This window comes from Lachnoclostridium sp. An196, assembly GCF_002160135.1.
GTDB lineage: Bacteria > Bacillota > Clostridia > Lachnospirales > Lachnospiraceae > Hominiventricola > Hominiventricola avistercoris.
The window spans coordinates 193,387-215,441 of record NZ_NFJZ01000004.1; the positions used below are offsets into that span (position 1 = coordinate 193,387).

Sequence of the window (22,055 nt, forward strand, 5' to 3'; positions counted from 1 at the left end):
ATAAGAATGCGGTACAGGATTATGAGAAAAAACGGGATATTATTGATCATTATGATACTGACTGTTTGGCTGGCGGCATGCGGTGCAGACCGTGATACCCTGAACGGGGAGTCGGAAGACAGTTACGACGCCGGAGAAGGCGCGGCGGACGATGCCGGAGAAGATACGGCGGATGATGCGTGGAGCAGTACGGCGGAATCGGAAGCAGCCGGAACCGCCGCCGCTTCAGATACGGTTGCGGGCGCCGCTGTGGACGCTCACAGCAGACAGACGTTTTATCTCTGGGAAGAGGGGGATATGCCTTCGCAGACAGAATATACGGAAAATGAAGGACGCTATGCGGACGATCCGGACTTTCGCCCGGCTGTGCGGACATTTCCCGTTCCGGAAGGGACAGAGAAAAAAGGGGCAGTGCTCATCTGCGCGGGAGGGGCGTTCCAGTACCGAAGTGACGAGAATGAAGGGACTCCGGTGGCGGAACTCTTAAGCAGTCTGGGATATCAGAGTTTTGTGGTGGATTACCGCCTCCGTCCTTATACGCAGGAAGAAGGAGCCCTCGACCTGGCACGGGCGGTCCGCTTTGTCCGCAGCCATGCGGAAGAATACGGAATCGACGAGAAAGACATCGCTGTCATGGGATTCTCGGCAGGAGGAATCCTGAGCGGTGAAATGCTTCTGCATTTTGACGGGATCACAGACGGTACGTTCCTGGATGCCGGTTATGTGCCGGATGAGCTGGATCAGGTTTCTGCCGATGCCGCTGCCTGCGGGATGATCTATGCGTTTTATGGAAGACTCAGCGTAGCGTCTGCAGATGTGGAGAGCTTCAGGGAAGCTGATCTGCCGCCCACTTATTTTGTATACGGCTCCAGAGATCCTTTTGTGGGAGAATTTGAAGAATGTGTCCGGGCGCTTCAGGAAGCGGGCATCCCGGTGGAAGCTCATGAACTGGAAGACATGCCTCACGGCTTCGGCGCAGAGGGCGGATGGATCGACGGATATGACGCGTGGTTATCACAGATATTTGCGGAGAACGGCGGTCAGAATCATTTGGGAGATGAAACTGTGGCTGGAGAAAGTGTATATACACTAAATACGAAAGTGGCGGACGTGATCAATGATCCCGTCTTTGACGACTATGGAAGACTGATCTTTCCTGTGGATCTGAGGATCAGCGGAGGTCTGGAGCTTCGGGATCTGGATTCTGTTCTGATGTGGTACAACAATGTGAATCCGGAAAAGACGGTGGAGATAGCCAATTATCTAAGAGAACAGGCTGCTTCCGGAGAGCAGATATTTTATGACATCTATACGGAAGAAGAAAAGGAAGCGGATCCGGACAAAGAAGATACAGGGCTGTTCCTTTTCCGGGGCGATCCGGGAGCCAGGACGGCTGTCCTGAATGCGGGCGGAGGTTTCGTCTATGTGGCGGCCATGCACGACAGCTTTCCGCAGGCGCTGGAACTGTCTCAAAATGGTTATAATGCGTTCGCGCTGATCTATCGTCCCGGCGCGCAGACCGCATGTGAGGATCTGGCAAGAGCGATCGCGTTTCTCCATGAGAACGCGGAAGAGTTGAGGATCAATATGACGGATTATTCCTTATGGGGAGGCTCCGCCGGAGCGCGTATGGCCGCGTGGCTGGGTTCTTACGGAACCGCCGCCTTCGGAGAAGAGGCATATCCCCGCCCGGCCGCAGTCATCATGCAGTATACGGGGCTTTCGGAAGTGACAGGTTACGAACCGCCGACATACGCGTGTGTGGGCACCAGTGACGGGATCGCCTATTACCGCACCGTGGAAAATTATATCAGCCAGATACAGCAGGACGGTACGGATGCGGAAGTGGAAGTGTTTAACGGTCTGCGGCATGGTTTCGGTCTGGGGCAAGGGACTGTGGCGGAAGGATGGATTGACCGCGCGATCAGCTTCTGGGAGCGAAATATGGGCAGTTACGGAAGATGATGCAATTTACAGATTTTTCCGCATTACCCGGCAGGGATTTCCATAAGCAACCACATCGTTTGGGATGTCCTTTGTCACAATGCTGCCGGCGCCGATCACCACATTGTTTCCGATAGTGACGCCGGGCATAATAATAGCCCCTCCTCCTATCCATACGTTGTTGCCGATTATAACGGGCGCTGTCTGTGTTTTGCAAAATTCAAAGGATCCATCTGCCTTCGGTTCGCCGAAGCGGTCAATCGCGTTTGTCGGGTGAAAGGCGGTATAAATTTGGACGTTAGGAGCAATCAGAGCGTTGTCGCCGATTTGGATGAGATTGTCGTCCAAAAAAGTGCAGTTCATGTTTACTTCGCAATTATTGCCGAAATAAATATTATTTCCGTAGTCTACATAGAAAGGAGCGGTAATCCAGAGATTTTTTCCCTTTCCGCCTAATAATTCATTTAAAATACGTTCCTTTTCCCGGGAATCGGCGGAATCTGTCCGGTTAAAATCCCTGACCAGATCTTTTGCCTTATGCCATTGCGTTAAAAGTTCTTCGTCGCCGCAGTCGTAAAGCTGTCCCGCCAGCATTTTTTCTCTTTCCGTCATCATAAATTTCTCCTTTAAGATCGGTGGAATGGTGTAATCATTATATCTTATTTTATAAAAAAAGGAAATCGGTCATTCGTTGACAAAAAAATATAAAACATTTATTATTATATACAGTTAGTGCCCTGCAGGACTGAGATGCTTGCAGGGTATTCCTGTAAATCAGAATTTTAAAGAATGAAAAAGAAACAGAGGGGGTATAGGCAGTGGCAGTAAAGATCAGAATTATGAAAACCGTATCGCCGGGGACAAAGGAAATCATAGGCAGGAGGGCGCGGAAAGACAATCTGGAAGAACTGTTCCGCCAGAATGCGGCGCTGGCTCTTGTGCAGGGCAGCGTATGCGATATGATTTTTGCCAGCGACGTGGCGCAGAAAGCGTCGGACGTGGAAGTCTTTGAGATCATGGGGAGCTGTCCGCAGCATATGACCTGCCTGGGTATCCTGGGAGACGTGGCAGCCGTGGAGGCGGCCGTACAGAAGGTAAAAGCCGCAGATTCCGCCAGCGAGTGAATCCGCGCCGGTGAGGCAGAGAGACTTAAAAACAGGAAAGGCCTAAAAAATGAAAAAAATAGACCCGAATCGTCCGGTTGCCTATATGGGGACCATAATTGTCGCCATATTATCCATCGTACAGGCTGAAAAAAGAATACTGCCTATGGCAGCCGGGATCCTGCTCCTGGCGCTGAATTTTGCCCTGACCGGGGTGATCTTACTGACGATCGCCCAGGATACAGCCAGAAGATATTCAGAGATCGTGGTGATATCCATAGCTACATACACTTTTTATAAGATCATAATGGCTGTGGTCAATATGGTGAAAGTCAGAAAGACGTAGTCTCCGGTTCTGATCACGATCCGAAATATCGGAACGGCGGATGCGCTGGCTTCCATGCTTACACTTCAGGCGACCATGCTGGCGTCATTTCAGGGAAAGGGCGGTCTGGACGCGAACCGGATGAACGCGGTCACAGGAATGGTCGTCTGTGTTCTCATACTGGCGCTGGGAGTCAGCATGATACGCTATGCTTTCAAAAATCAAAAAGATAATTAAAAATATATAGCCGGTTGGCTCTGCAATGCAGAATCAGCCGGTTTTAAAAATAATTAATGTAACTATTGATATTACAATGAAAATGTGATGATTTAAGAATGAAAGATGAAACTGTAAATGTTACAACGGGAAAAGGAGAGAGCATCACATGAGTAAAGCAGTTGAACTTTTACAGGCAAATCCGGAGATCGAGGTGTGTGTATCGGATCCTTCCTATGCATGGATCCGCATCCATGGAACCGCCGTATTTGAGGATAATATGGCTGTAAAAGAAGGAGCTATGAATAACCCCATCGTAAAAAGCCAGTATGAGACTGCGAACTAATGCGGTGACTGAAAGACGAAATCCATTCGGCGGTGATCGCCACCGTTGACGGAGAAGGAAGGCCTGCCGCACGTGTGATCGACATTATGCTGGCAGATGACAGAAGCCTGTATTTTATCACCGCAAAAGGGAAAGCTTAAGGAGGTATTTGAGCAGAATCCGTATATGGCGGAGATCTATCCCCAGGAAGAGAGCCGGTCAGCACTGGAGGTCAAAGACAGCAATTCGGGAGCTTTTTACTCTCGGTCTGCTGTCTTTGTGCAGGTCATGTATTTAAAATTTCTTAATTCTTTGACAAGTTCCATAACATCATCTTCTGAGGTCAGGCCAGTGCGCTCTGCTTCTCCGGTCATCTCCTGCTGAAGCATCTGCATAGCGTAGACAGCGGAATTTACAATGCGGACAGTGTTTCCCTCAACGATGAATAAGAAGTATCAGATTGCAGCAGTCTCGCCCAAAGCGGATATTTGGGTGGTCTTTCCATCAGCGATCAGATATGCCTCCCCGCAGATCTCTTCCTGCCCGTTATCAATATAAAGATAACTGCCGTCTGTCAGCGCGTAGAATTTCCTGCCCTGGCTGTCCGGATATGTGATATCTTCTATTATCCGCATTCCGTCAAGAATGTTGTCTTTTATCATCTGATAATGAGGAAGGATCATCGTTTTGGTCAGATCAAGGCCGGTGAGAAATCTCTGATAACCGGCGTCGATCGCTTCCCCTTCCAGTTCCGGCTGCGCGTAGACCACATCGGCGCTGTTCATGGATCCGGCGCTGATGCCCATGACGATTTTGTCATAAGAGCGCAGAAGATCACGTAAGGAAATCTGTGCAAAAAACTTGTTCTGTGTCGGGACATGGCCGCCCGCAAGGATGATAAAATCGGCATGATCTACCAGGTTTTTGGCAGATCCCTGATTCCGGCGGTCAAGAACGGTAAAACCGCTGAATGGAAAACCGGCTGTTTCAAAAGCTGCTTTTACAGATCCTGCAAACCGGTCCATATGTATATAATCGTCCGGATCGGAGCTGACAAAGAGTGCATTGCAGCGGTCCGGCAGACTGCTTTTAAGTTTGTCGATAAAGCCGTTTGCCGGATTGAGCTCTTCTGTATCTGAGAGCATGGGGCTGCTGGTGAGAAAACATTTCATATGTATAATTCCTCCTCCTGTTAATGTTTGTGTTTTTAGGGCGTTTGTAAGTTTTTGATACGGTCAGCGTAGCAAAAATATTTTGTGCAGTCAAGGAAAGAAAATCCGCGGATTCTATTCGGCTCAAGCTGACGGTTGAAGAAAAAGCCTTTTTGTGGTACGCTAAATAAGTATCATTGACGAAATACATAGACCGGCTATTCAGGAGGAGACAGGTATGGAGGAACAGGGAGAGTTCGGCTTTTGTCCCAAGTGCGGTGCAGTGATGCATAATGGGGTGTGTCAGAGCTGTGGGTATACTAAGAGAGGCGCGAAAGACATTTCCGGAAAAAGAGCGGATAGAAAGCCTCCCAGAGACAGGAGGAGCGGGTCGGCAGGAAAGGTGCTTGCCTGTATCGGTATTATAGCGGGTATCCTGGCTATAGTGATGATTTTGGTTTTTGTGGGAGCGCTTGCATTCGGAAATATTATGACGGACAGCGTGGACAGGAGCGTTACCGATGGTTTTGACCGGTATTATGATTATTATAATGGCGGTGAAGACTATTATGACGGATATGGCAGTTATGAACCGTATGTGCCTGATGCAGACGACGAATTCTATCAGGAGATCACAGACGCCACTTCCCTGGACTGCAGCTATCAGGTAATCTGGCAGTCGGAGTCCCTGTATCCGGATGACCCGGACAACGGATGTACCTATGACTGCGTATATCCGGTGGTGTCAGGAGACGATACCGGAAAATATGATGCGGTGAATGCAGGGATTCGGGATCTGGCATGCAAGTATCGGGATTCCTATCAGGATTATTATGGCGGGGTGTCCAGTTATAGTTATGTGACCTATATGGATGAAGATACGCTGAGCGTGGTTGTCCAACACAGCCTGTACGATCAAGGAACGACGATTCCGGAAGTGAGGGCGATTACATTCCGGATGGATACGGGAGAGGTGATGCCGCCGGAAGAGATGACCACGGTGGACGAAGAGCTGGTAAGACAGTTCCGGGCACGGGATTCTTATCAGAACGGAAGCGTGGATTTTGTGGAGAACGCTTCGGATGAGGAGCTGCTTCAGTGCCTGAGCGATCCGGATACCAGAGTCATGTTTTACACGCCCGTAGGCCTGGAGATCGGATTCAATTATGACGGCGGATGGGTAACGGTTACCATAAAGGATACGATTTTGTAGAGAAAGAGGAGAGGTCTTTATGGTAGAACGCATAGATTTGTTTCATCTTCCGTTTTATAAAAAAGAGGTGTTTACCGGTTCGGATCGGGGGCTTCGGTTCTGGATCGGAAGGGCAGAGATTCCGGGAGGGGCCGAAGAGGCCCCTGCGGAGACAGTGCTTCGTGTGATTGTCTGGCCGGAACCGTTCGCACTGAAACATACAGAGGATGAAAAAAAGAAAAGCAGGGAGTTCCCGTTTTCAGAGGAGGGGCTGGATCAGGCCTATGACTGGATTATGGGAGACGGCAGGAATTTGATTCTGCAGTGACTGCAGTATATAATTATCATAAAAATATGAAGAACGGAGAGCCAGGGCTCTCCGTTCTTCATCGCAAACACATTTATACAACAAAAGAAATAACATCTGGTGTTGACTTTATAATGTCATTCTAATATAGTTTTATACATAAGTAAAATTCATTATTTTCATGTTTAAGATGAAAGATATTCAGGTGATTGTATGACATTGTTATCTTACCAGGTATTTATGGCTGTGGCCGACCAGGGCAGCTTTCAGAAAGCCGCACAGACTTTGCAGCTGACGCCGTCAGCGGTCAGCCATGCGGTGGCTTCCATGGAAGAAGAGCTGGGGTCGCCTTTGTTTGTGAGGAGCAGACGGGGCGTGAGCCTGACAAATTATGGGAAAGAATTGTTCCCGTACATTAAAAATGTTCTGAACAGCGACGAGTATCTGCGGCAGGCAGTGGCCCAGTTTAACGGACTTCAGAAGGGTTCTGTGCGTCTGGGTACTTTCAACAGCGCCTGTGTGGAATGGATGCCCGGCCTTCTGAAAGATTTTCAGAGGGAATATCCTAATATGCGGGTGGAAATCTATCAGGGAACTTACGACGATGTGAACCGCTGGCTGAGAGACGGGATTGTGGATCTGGGATTTTTGTCTTCGCTGAGCGTGGGAGACTTAAAATATGAGCCGGTATATGAAGACCGGATTGTCTGTGTGACTCCGAGGGGGTTCAGGACAAAAAATCCCGGCTATATCACCATCGAAGAGCTCAGGACGCAGAAGTTCGTGACGCAGATGGAAGGCTGTGACGCGGACGTCAGCAGTTTTATGAAAAAATACGGGCTGCCGGTGCGAGGGAACAGCTATATCATTGACGATATGTCGTCCATCGCGCTGGTGATGGGCGGATACGGACTGTGCCTGGTGCCGGAGCTTGTGATCCGCAGCCTGAATTTTCCGGTGGACGTTTATCCGCTGGATGTGGACGAGAAACGGACGATCGTGCTGGCAAGCCTCCATGCGGCGGTGCAGGCGCCGGCTGTGCAGAAAATGAGGGACTATATCGTGACGCGACTTCGCGCGCAAAAAGACACAGAACACCCGGACAAAGTTCGTTCAACGGACCATTGACACATGGAAACCGGAGAAGGTATCCTTTTGACAGGAGGATAAAACGATGTACCAGTATATTTTATTTGATGTGGATGGCACTCTTTCGGATTCCCGGGAAGGGATCACCAAGAGTGTGCAGTATGCGCTCTCTAAACTGGGAGTGGAGGAAACGGATCCGAAAAGGCTGGAACTGTATGTGGGACCGCCGCTGATTGATTCTTTTACAGAGATCGCGGGGCTGTCTCTGGAAGAGGCCAGGCAGGGGGTCATTTATTACAGAGAGTATTTCAGCAAGTACGGTATTCACCAGAATCGTATGTTCGACGGCGTGCCTCGGATGTTGGAGCAGTTGAAGGCGGCGGGGAAAGTGCTGGCCACGGCGACCTGCAAGGCGGAGCCGTATCTGATGGAAACGCTGAAAATGTTCGGGCTGACGGAATATTTTGATTATATCTGCGGAGGATCCCTGGACGAATCCTGCCGTACGAAAGATCAGGTGATCGCCAAAGTTCTGCGTCAGATGAGCCTGTCAGAAGAAGAGAAGAAGAAAGTGCTGATGGTAGGAGACCGGAAGCATGACGTGGAGGGCGCGGCAGTGCACGGAATTCCATGTCTGGGTCTGTCCATGGGATTTGCTCCGGAAGGAGAACTTCAAAATGCCGGCGCCATCGCCGTAGTGGATACGTTGGAGGAAGTAGTACGGTTTATTCTGGGACAGGAAGGCTGCGCGGCTGAAAAATCGTGAATGTCAGAAAAGCGGGGGACAGTTGAAATCCTCCGCTTTTTATGTTATGATATCGGGTATTGTAATGACGGCAGAAAAGGAGGAATATGCGATGAAATGGAACAAATATACGCTGACGACCACGTCGGAAGCCGAGGATCTGATCAGCAGCATGATGATGGATGCAGGGATCGAGGGGATCGAGATAGAAGACAAGGTGCCCTTATCTGACAGTGAGAAAGCGCAGATGTTTGTGGATATTCTTCCGGATGCCCCGGCGGACGATGGAGTGGCAAGGATCAGTTTCTATCTGGAGCCGGATCAGGATAACGCGGCGGTGCTTGCTGCGGTTCAGCAGGGACTGGATGAGATCCGCAGCTGGGGCGTTGATGTGGGGGCCGGTACGATCGAAGCTTCCCAGACCGAGGATAAAGACTGGATTAATAACTGGAAGGAATATTTCCACCAGTTTTACGTGGATGATATTCTGATCAAACCGTCATGGGAAGAGACAAAGCCTGAGGATCAGGACAAGCTTTTGATTCAGATTGATCCGGGCACTGCTTTCGGCACCGGCATGCACGAGACGACGCAGCTGTGTATCCGCCAGATCCGAAAATATCTGACGGGAGATACCGAGCTCCTGGATATCGGCACCGGCAGCGGCATCCTGTCTATCGCGGCCCTGAAACTGGGAGCGAAACACGCGGTGGGAACAGATCTGGACCCCTGTGCTATCACGGCTACGGAAGAAAATATGGAAGTCAACGGGATCTCTTCTGAGAGTTATGAAGTCCTTCTGGGAAACCTGATCGACGACCGGGAAGTACAGGAAAAGGTCGGATACGGAAAATATGATATGGCTGTTGCAAATATTCTGGCAGAAATACTGGTCCCTCTGGCGCCGGCTGCCGCCGCGGCTCTGAAAGACGGCGGCATGTATATCACTTCCGGCATTATCTCAGGCAAAGAAAGAATAGTGGCCCAGGCGCTGGAACAGGCGGGATTTGAAGTCCTGGAAACCACATATCAGGGCGAGTGGGCAGCCGTAACCGCGCGCAAAGGCCGGGACAGGAGATAAGTATGCATCGTTTTTTTGTAGAGCCGGAACAGATCTTTCCGGAATATGTTGAAATTCTGGGCGGAGATGTGAACCATATCCGCAATGTGCTCCGGATGTCCCCGGGAGACAGGATCTCGGTCAGCGACGGGCTGGGGACGGACTATATCTGTGAACTGGAGCAGCTGGAAGCAGGATGTGTCAGGGGACGTATCCTGGAGAGAAAACCCTTTGATGTGGAACTGTCTTCCCGCCTGATACTGTATCAGGGACTCCCCAAAGGGGACAAGATGGAACTGATCGTGCAGAAAGCCGTAGAGCTGGGAGTGTCCCGGATCGTACCGGTTTCTCTGAAACGGTGTGTGGTGAAGCTGGACGCAAAAAAAGCGGAGGCGAAGCGCAGGAGATGGCAGGCGGTGGCAGAAAGCGCGGCCAAGCAGTCCGGACGGTCGGTGATTCCTCAGGTCGATCCGGTCATGACGCTGGAGGAGGCTCTGAGAGACGCCAAAGCCCTGGATTTCCGACTGATCCCGTATGAGTGCGCCAGAGGGATGGAAGAGGCGCGCAGTGTATTGGGGAAGATTCAGAAAGGCCGGTCGACAGGCGTATTTATCGGTCCGGAAGGCGGCTTTGAAAAATCAGAAGTGGAGGCCGCCGTGGAGGCCGGCGCTCATCCTATTTCTCTTGGAAGAAGAATTTTGCGGACAGAGACGGCTGGGATCTGTATCCTTTCCGTGTTGATGTTTCATTTGGAGGATTAATCATGCAGGCATATCTGGATAATTCCGCCACCACCCGGTGCCTGGAGCGGGTGACGGACAAGATGGTGGAAGTCATGAGGACGGATTTTGGGAATCCGTCTTCCATGCATACAAAAGGTGTGGAGGCCGAAAAATATATCCGGGAAGCAAAGACTTTTTTTGCCCGGAACCTGAAGGTGCAGGAAAAGGAGATCTATTTTACTTCCGGAGGGACCGAGTCCAATAATCTGGCCCTGATCGGCACGGCTATGGCGAACCGCCGGAACGGAAGCCACCTGATCACCACCTGCCTGGAGCATGCTTCTGTATCCAACCCCATGAAATACCTGGAGAGCCAGGGATTTCGCGTCACATATCTTCCGGCAGGGGAGGACGGCGTGATCCGGATGGAGGATCTGAAAAATGCGCTTTGCGATGATACGATTCTGGTATCGGTGATGTATGTAAATAATGAGACCGGGGCGGTGCAGCCGGTGGATGAGATCGGAAAGCTTCTGAAAGAACAGAGAAGAAAGATTTTTTTCCATGTGGACGCAATCCAGGCCTATGGGAAATACCGGATTTTCCCCAAGAGAGAGGGGATTGATCTCCTGTCCGCCAGCGGGCACAAGATTCACGGTCCCAAGGGAAGCGGACTTTTGTATGTGGACGAAAAGGTAAAGATTCAGCCGATCTTGTTCGGAGGGGAACAGCAGAAAGGACTCCGCTCCGGCACCGAGAACGTGCCGGGCATCGCCGGTATCGCGGAAGCTGCGGCTGCCTGCTATGAGAATCTGGATGAGAAGGTGGAACGGCTCTATACCCTGAAGGAACGGTTTGCGGAAGGAATCCGGAAACTGCCGGATGCTTTTATCAATGGAAGAACGGGACGTGAGACGGCGCCGCATATTGTGAATGCGAGTTTTCCGGGGATCCGCAGCGAGGTACTTCTCCACGCGCTGGAGGACAAAGGCATCTATGTGTCCGCGGGAAGCGCGTGTTCCTCCAATAAACCGGCGCCCAGTCACACGCTGCTCTGCATGGGGCTGGAAAAAGATCGGGTGGAGAGCGCGCTGCGCTTCAGCTTTTGCTTTGATACTACGGAAGAAGAGATTGATTACTGCCTGCAGGAGCTTGCGGAACTTCTGCCGGTGCTTCGGCGCTATGTGCGCAGATAGACAGGAGAGGGAATATATGTTTCAGGCTTTTTTGATTAAATATGGCGAGATCGGCGTGAAGGGAAAGAACAGATATGTTTTTGAAGACGCGCTGGTGAAAAGAATAAAAGAAGTATTGCGGCCGGTGGAAGGGCATTTCCAGGTAACAAAAGACCAGGGCCGCATCTATGTGGAGGCAGAAGGAGCGTTTGACTATGAAGAAGCTGTAGAAGCGCTTCGCAGAGTCTTCGGCATCGTCAGCATCTGTCCGGTGGTGATCGTGGAAGATCACGGGCTGGAGGCGCTTACGCAGGATGTGCTTCATTATGTGGGAGAGATGTATGCGGGGCAGGAAAAAACATTTAAAGTCCATACCCGCAGGGCCAATAAAAAGTTCCCTGTAGAGTCTATGGAAGTAAATGCCGAGATAGGGGGCCGCATCCTGGAGGCTTATCCGGGACTGACGGTGGATGTGCACCATCCGGATATTATGCTGTATATCGAACTGAGAAGCCAGATTTATATCTATTCGGAAGTGATCCCGGGACCGGGCGGGATGCCGCTGGGAACCAACGGACGTTCTATGCTTTTGCTGTCCGGCGGGATTGACAGCCCGGTGGCAGGATATATGGTGGCCAAAAGAGGTGTCTGTATCGACGCCGTATATTTCCATGCGCCGCCTTATACCAGCGAGAGGGCGAAACAGAAGGTGGTGGATCTGGCCATGCGCGTGGCCATGTACACCGGGCCCATCCGTCTCCATGTGATCAATTTTACAGACATTCAGATGTATATTTACGACCAGTGTCCCCACGACGAACTGACGATCATCATGCGCCGCTACATGATGCGGATCGCGGAGCAGATCGCGAAAGATACGGGATGTCTGGCCCTGATTACCGGGGAGAGTATCGGACAGGTGGCGAGCCAGACGGTGGCGAGCCTGGCGGCGACCAATGACGTGTGTACGCTTCCGGTATTCCGTCCTTTAATTGCTTTTGATAAAGAAGATATTGTCACCGTGGCGAAACAGATCGGGACTTACGAGACCTCGATCCTGCCTTATGAGGACTGCTGTACCACGTTCGTGGCAAAACATCCGGTGACGAAACCGAAGGTGGAGCAGATCCGCAGATCTGAAAAGGCCCTGGCGGAGAAGATCGATGAGATGGTGGCGGAAGCGCTGGCCGGGGATGAGGTGCTGGAGATCCGGTAATACCGGTTCTCCGGAAGACGGGACATTTTGTATGGAATCACGGCATAAAAAAGAATCCTGCTTTCTGTTGCAGGATTCTCTGTCCGCCGCGGGCGGCAGATGTCGTACGCCAGATCAGTCGACAATGTACGGAGCAAGAACCTCCAGGATCTCGTCCGCGTTGTTTTCAGAATGGATGTTCAGCTCGATGGGTTTTGAAAGATCCAGGCTGAAAATACCCATGATAGATTTGGCATCGATTACATAGCGGCCGGATACCAGGTCAAAGTCATTGTCAAATTTTGTGATTTCATTCACGAAAGCTTTCACTTTGTCAATGGAATTTAAAGAAATATGAACGGTTTTCATTGGAACGTTCCTCCTCCTGCTTGTTTCATCTATACCATATTATAAGATTTGGGGGAAGAAAGTCAATGGGAAAATGCGATTCCGGATCAGAAAATGGCATGTGGAGACCGCAGGTTCCAAATGGAGGAGAAATATGAAAAAAGCAGCGCTGCACAACCTTGGATGCAAGGTAAACGCATATGAAACAGAAGCTATGCAGGAGATCCTGGAGCGGAACGGATACGAGATCGTTCCGTTTGAGGAAAAGGCAGATATCTACATCGTTAATACCTGCAGCGTGACCAATATCGCGGACCGTAAATCGCGGCAGATGCTGCACCGGGCCAGAAAGAGGAACCCGGATGCGGTGGTGGTGGCCGCAGGCTGCTACGTACAGGCCGCAGGGCAGGAACTGCTGCAGGACAAAGCGGTGGATATCCTGATAGGAAATAATGAGAAAGAAAATCTGCCGGAGATTCTGCGCGCCTGGGAGGAGGAGCATATCTCTTCCTATATCCATGATCTGACGCATGAAAAGGAATATGAGAGACTGCATCTGAGCCGCACCGCCGGACATACCAGGGCATATGTAAAGATTCAGGACGGATGCAATCAGTTCTGCAGTTATTGTATTATTCCCTACACCAGAGGAAGAGTGCGGAGCAGATCCATGGAGGATATTCTGCAGGAAGTGCGTGATCTGGCGGCCAACGGCTATCAGGAAGTGGTGCTGACCGGGATCCATCTGGATTCTTACGGAACAGATCTGGAAGGCACAAGCCTGCTGGCCGTAGTACAGGAGGTGGCGAAGATTGAAGGGATCCGGAGGATTCGCCTGGGTTCACTGGAGCCCCGGATCATGACGGAGGAATTTGTCAGAGGCCTGGCGTCCGAGGAAAAGCTCTGCCCGCATTTTCATCTGTCCCTTCAGAGCGGCTGTGACGAGACCCTGAAACGGATGAACCGGAGATATACGGCGGACGAATTCCGCGACTGCTGCGGCCGGCTGCGCAGATATTTTGATCATCCGGCGCTTACAACAGACGTGATTGTGGGATTTCCGGGGGAAACAGAAGAAGAATTCCGGACTACGGTGAAATTTTTAGAAGAGATTTGTTTTTATGAGACGCATGTGTTCAAATTTTCCAGAAGGAGAGGGACCAGAGCGGACCGGATGCCGGATCAGATTCCGGAGCGGGTAAAAAATGAACGCAGCGATGTGCTGCTTAAGATGACGGAAGAGAACAGCAGGAGATACCGGGAACTTCTTATCGGGAGCACGGTGGAAGTGTTGATGGAAGAAGAATGCGTATTTCAGGGCAAAAACTGGCAGACCGGCCACACGGCGCAGTACGTACGGATCGCGGTTCCCGGGACGGAATCTCTGGCCAACCGGATGGTGCGGATACAGGTGGAAGGGTTCCTGGAACCGGATGTTTTGTACGGAAAGATCATGGAAACACAGGCCCGGGGCTGACTTTTGTCGGAAAATTTCCATTGAATTTGTGCATGGATTATAGTAAACTAGTGTTATACTACAGTTGAGGACGTGGGACTATGAAAAAATTGGAAAACACTCAGTATTTCAAAATTCAGTCCGACCAGGAATTAAAAGTTGGAGATGTCCTGCAGCTGGTCTACCAGGCCATGACCGAGAAGGGGTATGATCCGGTGAACCAGATTGTGGGTTATATCATGTCGGGAGATCCGACGTATATCACCAGTCACAAGGGAGCCAGAAGCCTGATCATGAAGGTGGAGCGCGACGAGCTGGTGGAAGAACTGCTTCGTGTATATGTGGACAAAACAGTGAAGGAATGATCAGAAGATGAGGATTATGGGGCTGGACTACGGTTCCGTGACGGTGGGAGTCGCAGTCAGCGATGCGCTTCTTCTGACTGCCCAGGGTGTAGAGACGATTTTCCGGAAAGAAGAGAACAAGCTGCGCAGAACGCTTGCACGGATCCAGGAACTCTGCACGGAATATGAAGTGGGCGAGATCGTAGTGGGTTTTCCGAAACATATGAATAATACCATTGGCGACAGGGCTGAAAAATCGCTGGCATTTGCAGAAATGCTGAAAAAGCGGACAGGTCTGCCTGTTGTCATGTGGGACGAACGCCTGACGACTGTAGAGGCGAACCGTACGCTGATGGAAAGCGGTGTAAGAAGAGAACACCGTAAAGAATATCTGGATAAGATCGCTGCAGTGTTTATTCTGCAGGGATATCTGGACGCAAAGAAAAACAGGAGTGAATAGATAGATGGAGAAGCTGACTTTTCAGACAGAGGACGGCGCAGTGGATTTTTATGTGCTGGAACAGACCCGTTTCAACGGGAAAAATTATCTGCTGGTAGCTGATTCTGAGGAGGAAGACGCAGAATGCTTGATTTTAAAAGACTGCTCGAAGGATGAAGAGGCCGAGAGCCGCTATGAGATCGTGGAAGACGAGCGGGAGCAGGATGCGCTTCTGACCATTTTTGAACAACTCCTGGAAGATGTAGAGATCGAAAAATAAGACAACAGGAGGTATTTATTTGAAAAACGTGAACAATTCAAAACTGCGTATCATTCCGCTGGGCGGACTGGAGCAGATCGGTATGAACATTACTGCCTTCGAATTCGAAGACAGTATTGTTGTGGTGGACTGCGGCCTCGCGTTCCCGGAAGATGATATGCTGGGGATCGACCTTGTGATTCCGGATGTAAGCTACCTGGAGCAGAATCTGAGCAAAGTCAAGGGATTTGTGATCACTCATGGACACGAGGATCATATCGGCGCGCTGCCGTATATCCTGAAGAAGATCAATGTGCCGGTATATTCCACGAAACTGACCATTGCGCTGATCGAAGGGAAATTAAAGGAACACAACATGCTGAAAACCACCAAACGCAAGGTGGTAAAACACGGTCAGTCCATCAATCTGGGGCAGTTCCGTGTGGAATTTATCAAGACAAATCACAGTATCGCCGACGCGTCCGCGCTGGCCATCTATTCGCCGGCCGGCACGGTAGTGCACACGGGAGACTTCAAAGTGGATTATACGCCGGTATACGGAGACAGTATCGATCTGCAGCGGTTCGCGGAGATCGGGAAAAAAGGGGTGCTGGCTCTCATGTGCGACAGTACCAACGCGGAGCGCCCGGGAATCACCATGTCTGAGCGAACGGTGGGACACACGATGGACACCTTGTTCGCGGAACACTGCAATTCCCGTATCATTGTGGCAACGTTCGCTTCTAATGTGGACCGTGTACAGCAGATCATCAATTCCGCATACAAGTACAATAAAAAAGTAGTGATCGAAGGCCGCAGCATGGTCAATGTCATCACTACGGCCGCTGAGCTGGGATATATCAGGATTCCGGATAATACGCTGATCGATATTGAGCGTCTCGGGAACTATCCGCCGGAGGCTACGGTGCTGATTACAACCGGAAGTCAGGGAGAGTCTATGGCCGCGCTGTCCCGTATGGCTCAGAATCTGCACCGGAAAGTGCATATTATGCCGGGAGATACGGTGATATTCAGTTCCAATCCGATTCCGGGCAATGAAAAAGCAGTGTCTAAAGTGATCAATGAACTTTCGGCCAAAGGCGCCAACGTAATATTCCAGGACGCGCATGTATCCGGACATGCCTGTCAGGAAGAGATCAAGCTGATATATTCTCTGGTGCGGCCCAAGTATGCGATCCCGGCTCATGGCGAGTACCGTCATCTGAAGGCGAACGCTTCGCTGGCAATGCAGCTGGGGATTCCGAAAGAAAATGTTTTTGTACTGCGATCGGGCGACGTGATTGAGCTGGATTCCGGTTCCGCGAAAGTGGTGGATAAAGTGCATACCGGAGCGATCTTTGTGGACGGCCTTGGCGTGGGCGATGTGGGCAATATCGTCATGCGTGACCGTCAGCACCTGGCAGAGGACGGTATTATGATCATTGTACTGACTCTGGAGAAAGGGAGCAATGTGCTGCTGTCCGGTCCGGATATCGTATCCCGCGGCTTTGTGTATGTGCGGGAATCGGAGGATCTGATGGAGCACGCACGCGCAGTGGTCTATGAGGCGGTGGAAAATTGTCTGGACCGCCATATTACAGACTGGGGAAAGATGAAAAATATAATGAAAGACGCGCTGGGAGACTATATTCGGAAAAAGACGAAGAGAAATCCCATGATTCTTCCGATCATTATGGAGGTCTGAGCGTCTGAGTGCTGATAAACGATAGGAGATAACGATGGATAATGTAAGAGACTGCATGGAAGACCTGGTGAATGCCATCAGAGCAAGCGACGAATATCAGAACTTTAAAGAAGCAGAAGAGAGAGTGGCGGATGTGCCCGGGCTGGTGGAACGGATCCGGGAATACTGCTGGAAGAATTACGAACTTCAGACCAGCGATGTGGAAGACTTGTATGAGCGTATGGAAGCTTTTGAGGATGAATACAGAGAATTCCGGAAGAATCCGGTGGTGGCAGAGTATCTGGAAAGCGAACTCAGGATATGCCGCATGATCCAGGAGATCAATGCAAGGATTACCAATGTGGTCGAGCTGATGATATAGGAGATACGGTATGAACGGGCAGAAAGCGATGCTTTCGGCAGGGCTATTCATGTTTCGCCTGGCAGTCTTTCTGCTGGTGATAGCAGGTGTCTGCCGGGTGGGGGAATTTACGTATAATTTTTGCTATCAGGTCGTTCTGGACACTCCGGTGGATGATGAGCCGGGAAGAGATGTGAGCGTAACTCTGAGCCAGGGCATGGACACCGGCGAGATGGCCCGGCTCATGGAGCGGAAAGGACTGGTCGAAGATGCGGGCATTTTCCGCATTCAGATCATCCTGTCAGGCTATGAGGACAAGCTGCAGGAAGGAACTTATGTACTGAATACTTCCATGTCGCCAAGGCAGATGCTGGAAGTGATGGCCGGAGAGGCCGAGGACGGGACATGATTGTAGATGAGAGAATAACAGCGTTTATCAATTCTCTGGATTCTGGAAACCGGGGGATTCTGGACGAGATCGAGAGAGAGGCCATAAAAGCGTACGTGCCGATTATCCGCCGGGAAACCCAGAACTTTCTGAGATTCCTTCTGGCAGCGCAGAAGCCCCGGCGGATTCTGGAAGTGGGAACTGCAGTGGGTTTTTCTGCTATTCTGATGTGCAGATATGCTCCGGAAGGATGTACCGTTACGACGATAGAAAAGTATGAAAAAAGAATCCCCATTGCGCGGGAGAATTTCCGAAGGGCCGGTCTGGAGGACAGGATTACCCTGATGCCGGGAGATGCGATGGAGGTGCTGAAGGAGCTGGATGGTCCGTATGATTTCATATTCATGGACGCTGCCAAAGGGCAGTATATCAGTTATCTGCCTGAGATCCTGCGCCTGCTGCCCCGGGACGGCATACTGGTATCGGATAATGTACTGCAGGACGGGGATGTGATTGAGTCCCGCTTTGCGGTGGAACGCAGAAACCGTACCATTCATGCACGGATGAGAGAATATTTGTATGAACTGACTCACTGCGGGGAGCTTCGGACATCGGTGCTGCCGCTGGGAGACGGTATTACTGTCAGTGTGCGTACGCAGAAAGAGGAATAACATGAAGAGACATCCGGAACTGCTGCTCCCGGCGAGCAGCCTGGAAGTGCTGAAGACTGCCGTGACGTTCGGCGCGGACGCGGTCTATATCGGAGGCGAGGCCTATGGGCTCCGCGCAAAGGCTAAAAACTTCTCCATGGAAGATATGGCGGAGGGGATCCGCTATGCCCATGAACGCGGTGTGAAGGTCTATGTGACTGCCAATATTCTGGCCCACAACGAGGATATTGACGGCGCGTCGGAGTATTTCCGGGAACTGAAGGAGATCGGCCCGGACGCGCTGATTATCTCGGACCCGGGCATGTTCCTGACGGCGAAAGAAGTCTGTCCGGAGATCGATATTCATATCTCCACACAGGCAAACAATGTAAATTATATGACGTTCCGTTTCTGGCATGACCAGGGCGCGACCCGGGTAGTGACCGGACGGGAGCTGTCTCTGGCAGAGATCCGGGAAATCCGAGACAGAATTCCGGAAGAACTGGAGATAGAGACTTTTGTCCACGGCGCCATGTGCATCTCCTATTCCGGCAGATGCCTGCTGAGCAATTTTCTCACCGGGCGGGATGCGAACCGCGGAGCGTGTACCCACCCATGCCGTTGGAAATACGCGGTGGTGGAGGAGACGAGACCGGGAGAATATATGCCGGTTTATGAGAACGAGCGCGGAACTTATATTTTTAATTCCAAGGATCTGTGTATGATCGGCCATCTGCCGGACCTGATCAGCGCGGGGGTTGACAGCCTGAAGATCGAGGGCCGCATGAAGACGGCGCTGTATGTGGCGGTAGCGGCGCGTACCTACCGGAAGGCGCTGGACGATTACGCGCAGGATCCGGTGTTGTATCAGAATAATATGCCATGGTATCTGGAACAGATCGCCGGCTGTACTTACAGGCGGTTTACCACAGGTTTCTTTTATGGAAAACCGGATGATGCGGCTCAGATCTATGACAGCAATACTTATATCAAGGAATACACTTATCTTGGAATTGTCCAGGAAGTGGATCAGGACGGCAGATGCCGGATTGAACAGAGAAACAAATTCTCGGTGGGAGACAAGATCGAGATCATGAAGCCGGACGGCCGGGACGTAGAAGCGGTGGTCGAGGGGATCTGGGATGAGGACGGCGTGCCTCAGGAGAGCGCGCCGCACCCGAAGCAGAGTCTCTGGGTCAGGCTGAGCGGACAGCCGGATCAGATGGATTTGCTGCGGCGCCGGGAAGAATCATAAAATGGAAAGGCACCTTCGCGGGATTTTTTACATAAGATGTATTAAATCTGCACTGAGGTGTCTTTTTTTGAAAACTTTTCCGAAACCTCTTACGGCGGAAGATGAGAAGTACTATTTGCAGAGGCATGAGGAAGGCGACAAAAAGGCACGTCAGATTCTCATTGAGTATAATCTGCGTCTGGTCGCCCATATTGCCAAAAAGTATCAGACCACGGAGGACGATATGGAGGAACTGATATCCATCGGCACGGTGGGCCTGATCAAGGCTGTGGACACTTTTGACCATGAAAAAGCCAGTAAACTGGCCACTTATGCGGCGCGGTGCGTGGAGAATGAGATCCTCATGTACATGCGGGTAAAAAAGAAACTGCAGCGAGAATCCTCTTATTATGAGCCTATCGGTACGGATAAAGAAGGAAATGAAATACGCCTTCTGGATATCATGGAAAGCGGAGAGCCTCCGGCACTGGAGCAGATCGAGCTGAAAGATGATACGAAGAAGCTGTATCGACTGCTGGAACAGATTCTTCCGGAAAGGGAGAGACAGGTGCTTGTCATGCGGTACGGCCTCTATCAGGGTAAAGAGTACACACAGCGGGAAATCGCCGGGAAGCTGGGGATTTCCCGCTCTTATATCAGCCGTATTGAAAAAAACGCGCTGCATCACCTTCGGGAATACTTTCAGGATTGAGTCTTGGGCGAAATTATGTTATACTGTATCCTGTCTAAGATCTGAAATGCATATCGCAGAATTTTCCAAATACAAATCCACAGAAAGGCGAATGATGTTTAGTTCAGTCATGTCGGCGGCTGTACTGGGGATGGAGGCATATCCGGTACAGGTGGAGGCCGATATCAGCGACGGCCTGCCCATGTTCTGCATGGTGGGAGACCTGGCTCCGGAAGTGCGGGAAGCCGCCGACCGGGTACGGACGGCGCTGCGCAATATCAGGATTCCGCTTCCGCCCCGGAGAGTAACCGTGAATCTGTCGCCGGCACATATCCGGAAAATAGGAACCAGGTTTGACCTGCCCATAGCAGCGTCGCTGCTGACTGCTATGGGTATAATTCCTCCGGAGCATACAGGAGGGATCCTGATAGCAGGAGAAGTGGGACTTAACGGGAAGGTAAGGCCGGTGAACGGAATCCTTCAGACCGTGATGCTGGCAAGAGATCAGGGATGTACCTGGTGCCTGGTGCCGGAGGAAAACGCCAGGGAAGGAGCGGCCGTTCCGGAAGTGGCTGTGACCGGCGTGGGTACCTTGAAGGAGTTGCTGGAATATTTAACCTATCCGGAAAAGGGCAGAAAGCGGGCACAGTCCGTTCCGGACTGGAAAGAAGGAGAAAAAATATATCCGGTGGATTTCAGGGAGATAAACGGTCAGGAAGGAGCAAAAAGGGCAGCTCAGATCGCGGCGGCAGGCATGCACAACCTGCTGATGATCGGAAGCCCGGGAGCGGGGAAAACCATGATCGCCAGACGTATGCCTACGATCCTTCCCGGTCTTACCATGCAGGAAAGTCTGGAGATTACCCGGGTATACAGCGCATGCGGCCTGCTGGAAGAAGAAGGACTGGTGAAAAACCGTCCTTTTCGGGCCCCTCATCATACTATTTCCGCCAATGCCCTGGCAGGAGGAGGAAGATATATTCAGCCGGGAGAGGTGAGTCTTGCCACAAGGGGAATCCTTTTCCTGGACGAGCTGCCTGAATTTTCCCGCCGGGCACTGGAGACTCTGCGACAGCCTATGGAAGAGGGAGTAATACAGATCAGCCGTACAGACGGCAAATATGTTTTTCCGGCGCATTTCCAGCTGGTGGCGGCCATGAATCCGTGCAAGTGCGGGTACTATCCGGACCGCAGCCGCTGCCGTTGTCTTCCAGGGGAGATACACAGGTACCTTGGCAGAGTCTCCCGGCCCTTGCTGGACCGCATGGATCTGTGCACAGAGGTATCCAGAGTAGATTATCAGAATTTGGTATTGGAGAGAAAAAATGAAGATTCCCGAAGTATGAGGACGAAAGTGGAGAGTGCCTGGAAGATGCAGCAGGCAAGATATCAAAACTGCCCGTGGCAGTTTAATTCACAGTTGAATGCCGCTTCTGTCGGGGAGTTCTGCCCGCTGGGGAACCGGGAATCACGCGTAATGGAAATCGCATTTGAAAAACTGGAACTGAGTGTCCGCGCATATCACCGGATTATAAAAACCGCGCGTACTATCGCGGATCTGGAAGGGGAGGAAAGGATCCGGGAAGAACATTTGCTGGAAGCGCTGGGATTCCGCGGCGCGGATCAGAAATTCTGGAACCCGGAGTGAAGAT

Annotated in this window: 26 protein-coding genes and 2 pseudogenes; 25 read left to right on the top strand and 3 right to left on the bottom strand. The window is 51.2% G+C overall.

From position 1 onward, the window contains the following. Positions 1-21: 21 nt before the first annotated feature. On the top strand, positions 22-1,965 hold the full coding sequence (locus B5F29_RS17030) for an alpha/beta hydrolase (RefSeq protein ID WP_162608374.1): 1,944 nt from the start codon (positions 22-24) through the stop codon (positions 1,963-1,965). 6 nt (positions 1,966-1,971) lie between these two features. Here B5F29_RS17030 and B5F29_RS06755 read toward each other — a convergent pair whose 3' ends face one another. Further along, the gene (locus B5F29_RS06755; protein ID WP_087153884.1) at positions 1,972-2,556 is read right to left on the bottom strand and encodes a sugar O-acetyltransferase; all 585 of its coding nucleotides are present in this window, start codon (positions 2,554-2,556) and stop codon (positions 1,972-1,974) included. A gap of 206 nt (positions 2,557-2,762) precedes the next feature. Here B5F29_RS06755 and B5F29_RS06760 point away from each other — a divergent pair, with 206 nt between their 5' ends. The 5 genes and pseudogenes from B5F29_RS06760 to B5F29_RS17150 all read left to right on the top strand — a co-directional run. After that, positions 2,763-3,068 carry a BMC domain-containing protein gene (locus B5F29_RS06760; RefSeq protein WP_087153885.1) on the top strand — a complete coding sequence of 102 codons (306 nt, stop codon included), beginning with the start codon at positions 2,763-2,765 and terminating at the stop codon, positions 3,066-3,068. 49 nt (positions 3,069-3,117) lie between these two features. After that, entirely contained in the window at positions 3,118-3,393 is a 276-nt protein-coding gene (locus B5F29_RS06765; protein ID WP_087153886.1) for a hypothetical protein, read from the top strand. A 54-nt stretch (positions 3,394-3,447) separates the two neighbouring features. Continuing rightward, positions 3,448-3,609 (top strand): hypothetical protein, encoded by a 162-nt coding sequence (locus tag B5F29_RS16415; RefSeq protein ID WP_162608375.1) that lies wholly within the window; start codon positions 3,448-3,450, stop codon positions 3,607-3,609. A 169-nt stretch (positions 3,610-3,778) separates the two neighbouring features. Then, a pseudogene (locus B5F29_RS06770) lies at positions 3,779-3,931 on the top strand (pyridoxamine 5'-phosphate oxidase family protein); the annotation flags it as partial. An 11-nt stretch (positions 3,932-3,942) separates the two neighbouring features. Further along, positions 3,943-4,147: pseudogene (locus tag B5F29_RS17150) on the top strand (pyridoxamine 5'-phosphate oxidase family protein); the annotation flags it as partial. 221 nt (positions 4,148-4,368) lie between these two features. On the opposite strand, the gene B5F29_RS06785 reads toward B5F29_RS17150, so the two are convergent. Further along, positions 4,369-5,085, bottom strand: a complete 717-nt coding sequence (locus B5F29_RS06785; RefSeq protein WP_087153887.1) for a Type 1 glutamine amidotransferase-like domain-containing protein — start codon at positions 5,083-5,085, stop codon at positions 4,369-4,371. Between the two features lie 217 nt (positions 5,086-5,302). On the opposite strand from B5F29_RS06785, the gene B5F29_RS06790 reads away from it, so the two are divergent. From B5F29_RS06790 to thiI, 8 genes are all read left to right on the top strand, one after another. Beyond that, on the top strand, positions 5,303-6,277 hold the full coding sequence (locus B5F29_RS06790; RefSeq protein WP_087153888.1) for a hypothetical protein: 975 nt from the start codon (positions 5,303-5,305) through the stop codon (positions 6,275-6,277). Between the two features lie 19 nt (positions 6,278-6,296). After that, a complete protein-coding gene (locus B5F29_RS06795) occupies positions 6,297-6,584 on the top strand; it encodes a hypothetical protein (RefSeq protein WP_087153889.1) in 288 nt (95 codons plus the stop codon). Positions 6,585-6,776: 192 nt separating this feature from the next. After that, positions 6,777-7,691: a LysR family transcriptional regulator gene (locus B5F29_RS06800; protein ID WP_087153890.1), complete on the top strand. Its 915-nt coding sequence runs from the start codon at positions 6,777-6,779 to the stop codon at positions 7,689-7,691. 46 nt (positions 7,692-7,737) lie between these two features. Next, positions 7,738-8,418, top strand: coding sequence for an HAD hydrolase-like protein (locus B5F29_RS06805; protein WP_087153891.1), 681 nt, complete (start codon positions 7,738-7,740; stop codon positions 8,416-8,418). A gap of 91 nt (positions 8,419-8,509) precedes the next feature. After that, positions 8,510-9,478, top strand: a complete 969-nt coding sequence (prmA, locus tag B5F29_RS06810; protein ID WP_087153892.1) for a 50S ribosomal protein L11 methyltransferase — start codon at positions 8,510-8,512, stop codon at positions 9,476-9,478. Positions 9,479-9,480: 2 nt separating this feature from the next. Then, the gene (locus B5F29_RS06815; RefSeq protein WP_087153893.1) at positions 9,481-10,218 is read left to right on the top strand and encodes a 16S rRNA (uracil(1498)-N(3))-methyltransferase; all 738 of its coding nucleotides are present in this window, start codon (positions 9,481-9,483) and stop codon (positions 10,216-10,218) included. Positions 10,219-10,220: 2 nt separating this feature from the next. Further along, positions 10,221-11,375 (top strand): cysteine desulfurase family protein, encoded by a 1,155-nt coding sequence (locus tag B5F29_RS06820; protein ID WP_087153894.1) that lies wholly within the window; start codon positions 10,221-10,223, stop codon positions 11,373-11,375. A 16-nt stretch (positions 11,376-11,391) separates the two neighbouring features. After that, entirely contained in the window at positions 11,392-12,570 is a 1,179-nt protein-coding gene (thiI, locus tag B5F29_RS06825) for a tRNA uracil 4-sulfurtransferase ThiI (RefSeq protein WP_087153895.1), read from the top strand. A 114-nt stretch (positions 12,571-12,684) separates the two neighbouring features. Here thiI and B5F29_RS06830 read toward each other — a convergent pair whose 3' ends face one another. Continuing rightward, entirely contained in the window at positions 12,685-12,918 is a 234-nt protein-coding gene (locus B5F29_RS06830; RefSeq protein WP_087153896.1) for an HPr family phosphocarrier protein, read from the bottom strand. Positions 12,919-13,051: 133 nt separating this feature from the next. On the opposite strand from B5F29_RS06830, the gene mtaB reads away from it, so the two are divergent. From mtaB to B5F29_RS06885, 11 genes are all read left to right on the top strand, one after another. Further along, positions 13,052-14,374, top strand: a complete 1,323-nt coding sequence (gene mtaB / locus B5F29_RS06835) for a tRNA (N(6)-L-threonylcarbamoyladenosine(37)-C(2))-methylthiotransferase MtaB (protein WP_087153951.1) — start codon at positions 13,052-13,054, stop codon at positions 14,372-14,374. A gap of 80 nt (positions 14,375-14,454) precedes the next feature. After that, positions 14,455-14,718 carry an IreB family regulatory phosphoprotein gene (locus B5F29_RS06840; protein WP_087153897.1) on the top strand — a complete coding sequence of 88 codons (264 nt, stop codon included), beginning with the start codon at positions 14,455-14,457 and terminating at the stop codon, positions 14,716-14,718. A 7-nt stretch (positions 14,719-14,725) separates the two neighbouring features. After that, complete coding sequence (gene ruvX / locus B5F29_RS06845) at positions 14,726-15,157, top strand: Holliday junction resolvase RuvX (protein WP_087153898.1); 432 nt, start codon at positions 14,726-14,728, stop codon at positions 15,155-15,157. Between the two features lie 4 nt (positions 15,158-15,161). Next, positions 15,162-15,416 (top strand): DUF1292 domain-containing protein, encoded by a 255-nt coding sequence (locus tag B5F29_RS06850; RefSeq protein WP_087153899.1) that lies wholly within the window; start codon positions 15,162-15,164, stop codon positions 15,414-15,416. 19 nt (positions 15,417-15,435) lie between these two features. Then, positions 15,436-17,100, top strand: coding sequence for a ribonuclease J (locus B5F29_RS06855; RefSeq protein WP_087153900.1), 1,665 nt, complete (start codon positions 15,436-15,438; stop codon positions 17,098-17,100). A gap of 34 nt (positions 17,101-17,134) precedes the next feature. Beyond that, positions 17,135-17,461 carry a YlbF family regulator gene (locus B5F29_RS06860; protein ID WP_087153901.1) on the top strand — a complete coding sequence of 109 codons (327 nt, stop codon included), beginning with the start codon at positions 17,135-17,137 and terminating at the stop codon, positions 17,459-17,461. 10 nt (positions 17,462-17,471) lie between these two features. Then, positions 17,472-17,849, top strand: coding sequence for an endolytic transglycosylase MltG (locus tag B5F29_RS06865; RefSeq protein WP_087153902.1), 378 nt, complete (start codon positions 17,472-17,474; stop codon positions 17,847-17,849). Beyond that, entirely contained in the window at positions 17,846-18,499 is a 654-nt protein-coding gene (locus B5F29_RS06870) for an O-methyltransferase (RefSeq protein WP_087153903.1), read from the top strand. Before B5F29_RS06865 ends, B5F29_RS06870 begins: the two co-directional genes overlap by 4 nt. Position 18,500: 1 nt before the next feature. Next, positions 18,501-19,733 carry a peptidase U32 family protein gene (locus tag B5F29_RS06875; protein ID WP_087153904.1) on the top strand — a complete coding sequence of 411 codons (1,233 nt, stop codon included), beginning with the start codon at positions 18,501-18,503 and terminating at the stop codon, positions 19,731-19,733. 67 nt (positions 19,734-19,800) lie between these two features. Beyond that, a complete protein-coding gene (gene sigK / locus B5F29_RS06880) occupies positions 19,801-20,424 on the top strand; it encodes an RNA polymerase sporulation sigma factor SigK (protein WP_242955600.1) in 624 nt (207 codons plus the stop codon). Between the two features lie 91 nt (positions 20,425-20,515). After that, on the top strand, positions 20,516-22,051 hold the full coding sequence (locus tag B5F29_RS06885; protein ID WP_330397547.1) for a YifB family Mg chelatase-like AAA ATPase: 1,536 nt from the start codon (positions 20,516-20,518) through the stop codon (positions 22,049-22,051). The last annotated feature ends 4 nt before the right edge of the window (positions 22,052-22,055 follow it).

Excerpts from the sequence above, each read along its gene's own strand:
- B5F29_RS17030 (WP_162608374.1), top strand. The coding sequence starts at position 22 with ATGAGAAAAAACGGGATATTATTGATCATTATGATACTGACTGTTTGG.
- B5F29_RS06755 (WP_087153884.1), bottom strand. The coding sequence starts at position 2,556 with ATGACGGAAAGAGAAAAAATGCTGGCGGGACAGCTTTACGACTGCGGC.
- B5F29_RS06765 (WP_087153886.1), top strand. The coding sequence starts at position 3,118 with ATGAAAAAAATAGACCCGAATCGTCCGGTTGCCTATATGGGGACCATA.
- B5F29_RS16415 (WP_162608375.1), top strand. The coding sequence starts at position 3,448 with ATGCTTACACTTCAGGCGACCATGCTGGCGTCATTTCAGGGAAAGGGC.
- B5F29_RS06785 (WP_087153887.1), bottom strand. The coding sequence starts at position 5,085 with ATGAAATGTTTTCTCACCAGCAGCCCCATGCTCTCAGATACAGAAGAG.
- B5F29_RS06790 (WP_087153888.1), top strand. The coding sequence starts at position 5,303 with ATGGAGGAACAGGGAGAGTTCGGCTTTTGTCCCAAGTGCGGTGCAGTG.
- B5F29_RS06795 (WP_087153889.1), top strand. The coding sequence starts at position 6,297 with ATGGTAGAACGCATAGATTTGTTTCATCTTCCGTTTTATAAAAAAGAG.
- B5F29_RS06800 (WP_087153890.1), top strand. The coding sequence starts at position 6,777 with ATGACATTGTTATCTTACCAGGTATTTATGGCTGTGGCCGACCAGGGC.
- B5F29_RS06805 (WP_087153891.1), top strand. The coding sequence starts at position 7,738 with ATGTACCAGTATATTTTATTTGATGTGGATGGCACTCTTTCGGATTCC.
- prmA (WP_087153892.1), top strand. The coding sequence starts at position 8,510 with ATGAAATGGAACAAATATACGCTGACGACCACGTCGGAAGCCGAGGAT.
- B5F29_RS06815 (WP_087153893.1), top strand. The coding sequence starts at position 9,481 with ATGCATCGTTTTTTTGTAGAGCCGGAACAGATCTTTCCGGAATATGTT.
- B5F29_RS06820 (WP_087153894.1), top strand. The coding sequence starts at position 10,221 with ATGCAGGCATATCTGGATAATTCCGCCACCACCCGGTGCCTGGAGCGG.
- thiI (WP_087153895.1), top strand. The coding sequence starts at position 11,392 with ATGTTTCAGGCTTTTTTGATTAAATATGGCGAGATCGGCGTGAAGGGA.
- B5F29_RS06830 (WP_087153896.1), bottom strand. The coding sequence starts at position 12,918 with ATGAAAACCGTTCATATTTCTTTAAATTCCATTGACAAAGTGAAAGCT.
- mtaB (WP_087153951.1), top strand. The coding sequence starts at position 13,052 with ATGAAAAAAGCAGCGCTGCACAACCTTGGATGCAAGGTAAACGCATAT.
- B5F29_RS06840 (WP_087153897.1), top strand. The coding sequence starts at position 14,455 with ATGAAAAAATTGGAAAACACTCAGTATTTCAAAATTCAGTCCGACCAG.
- ruvX (WP_087153898.1), top strand. The coding sequence starts at position 14,726 with ATGAGGATTATGGGGCTGGACTACGGTTCCGTGACGGTGGGAGTCGCA.
- B5F29_RS06850 (WP_087153899.1), top strand. The coding sequence starts at position 15,162 with ATGGAGAAGCTGACTTTTCAGACAGAGGACGGCGCAGTGGATTTTTAT.
- B5F29_RS06860 (WP_087153901.1), top strand. The coding sequence starts at position 17,135 with ATGGATAATGTAAGAGACTGCATGGAAGACCTGGTGAATGCCATCAGA.
- B5F29_RS06865 (WP_087153902.1), top strand. The coding sequence starts at position 17,472 with ATGAACGGGCAGAAAGCGATGCTTTCGGCAGGGCTATTCATGTTTCGC.
- B5F29_RS06870 (WP_087153903.1), top strand. The coding sequence starts at position 17,846 with ATGATTGTAGATGAGAGAATAACAGCGTTTATCAATTCTCTGGATTCT.
- B5F29_RS06875 (WP_087153904.1), top strand. The coding sequence starts at position 18,501 with ATGAAGAGACATCCGGAACTGCTGCTCCCGGCGAGCAGCCTGGAAGTG.
- B5F29_RS06885 (WP_330397547.1), top strand. The coding sequence starts at position 20,516 with ATGATGTTTAGTTCAGTCATGTCGGCGGCTGTACTGGGGATGGAGGCA.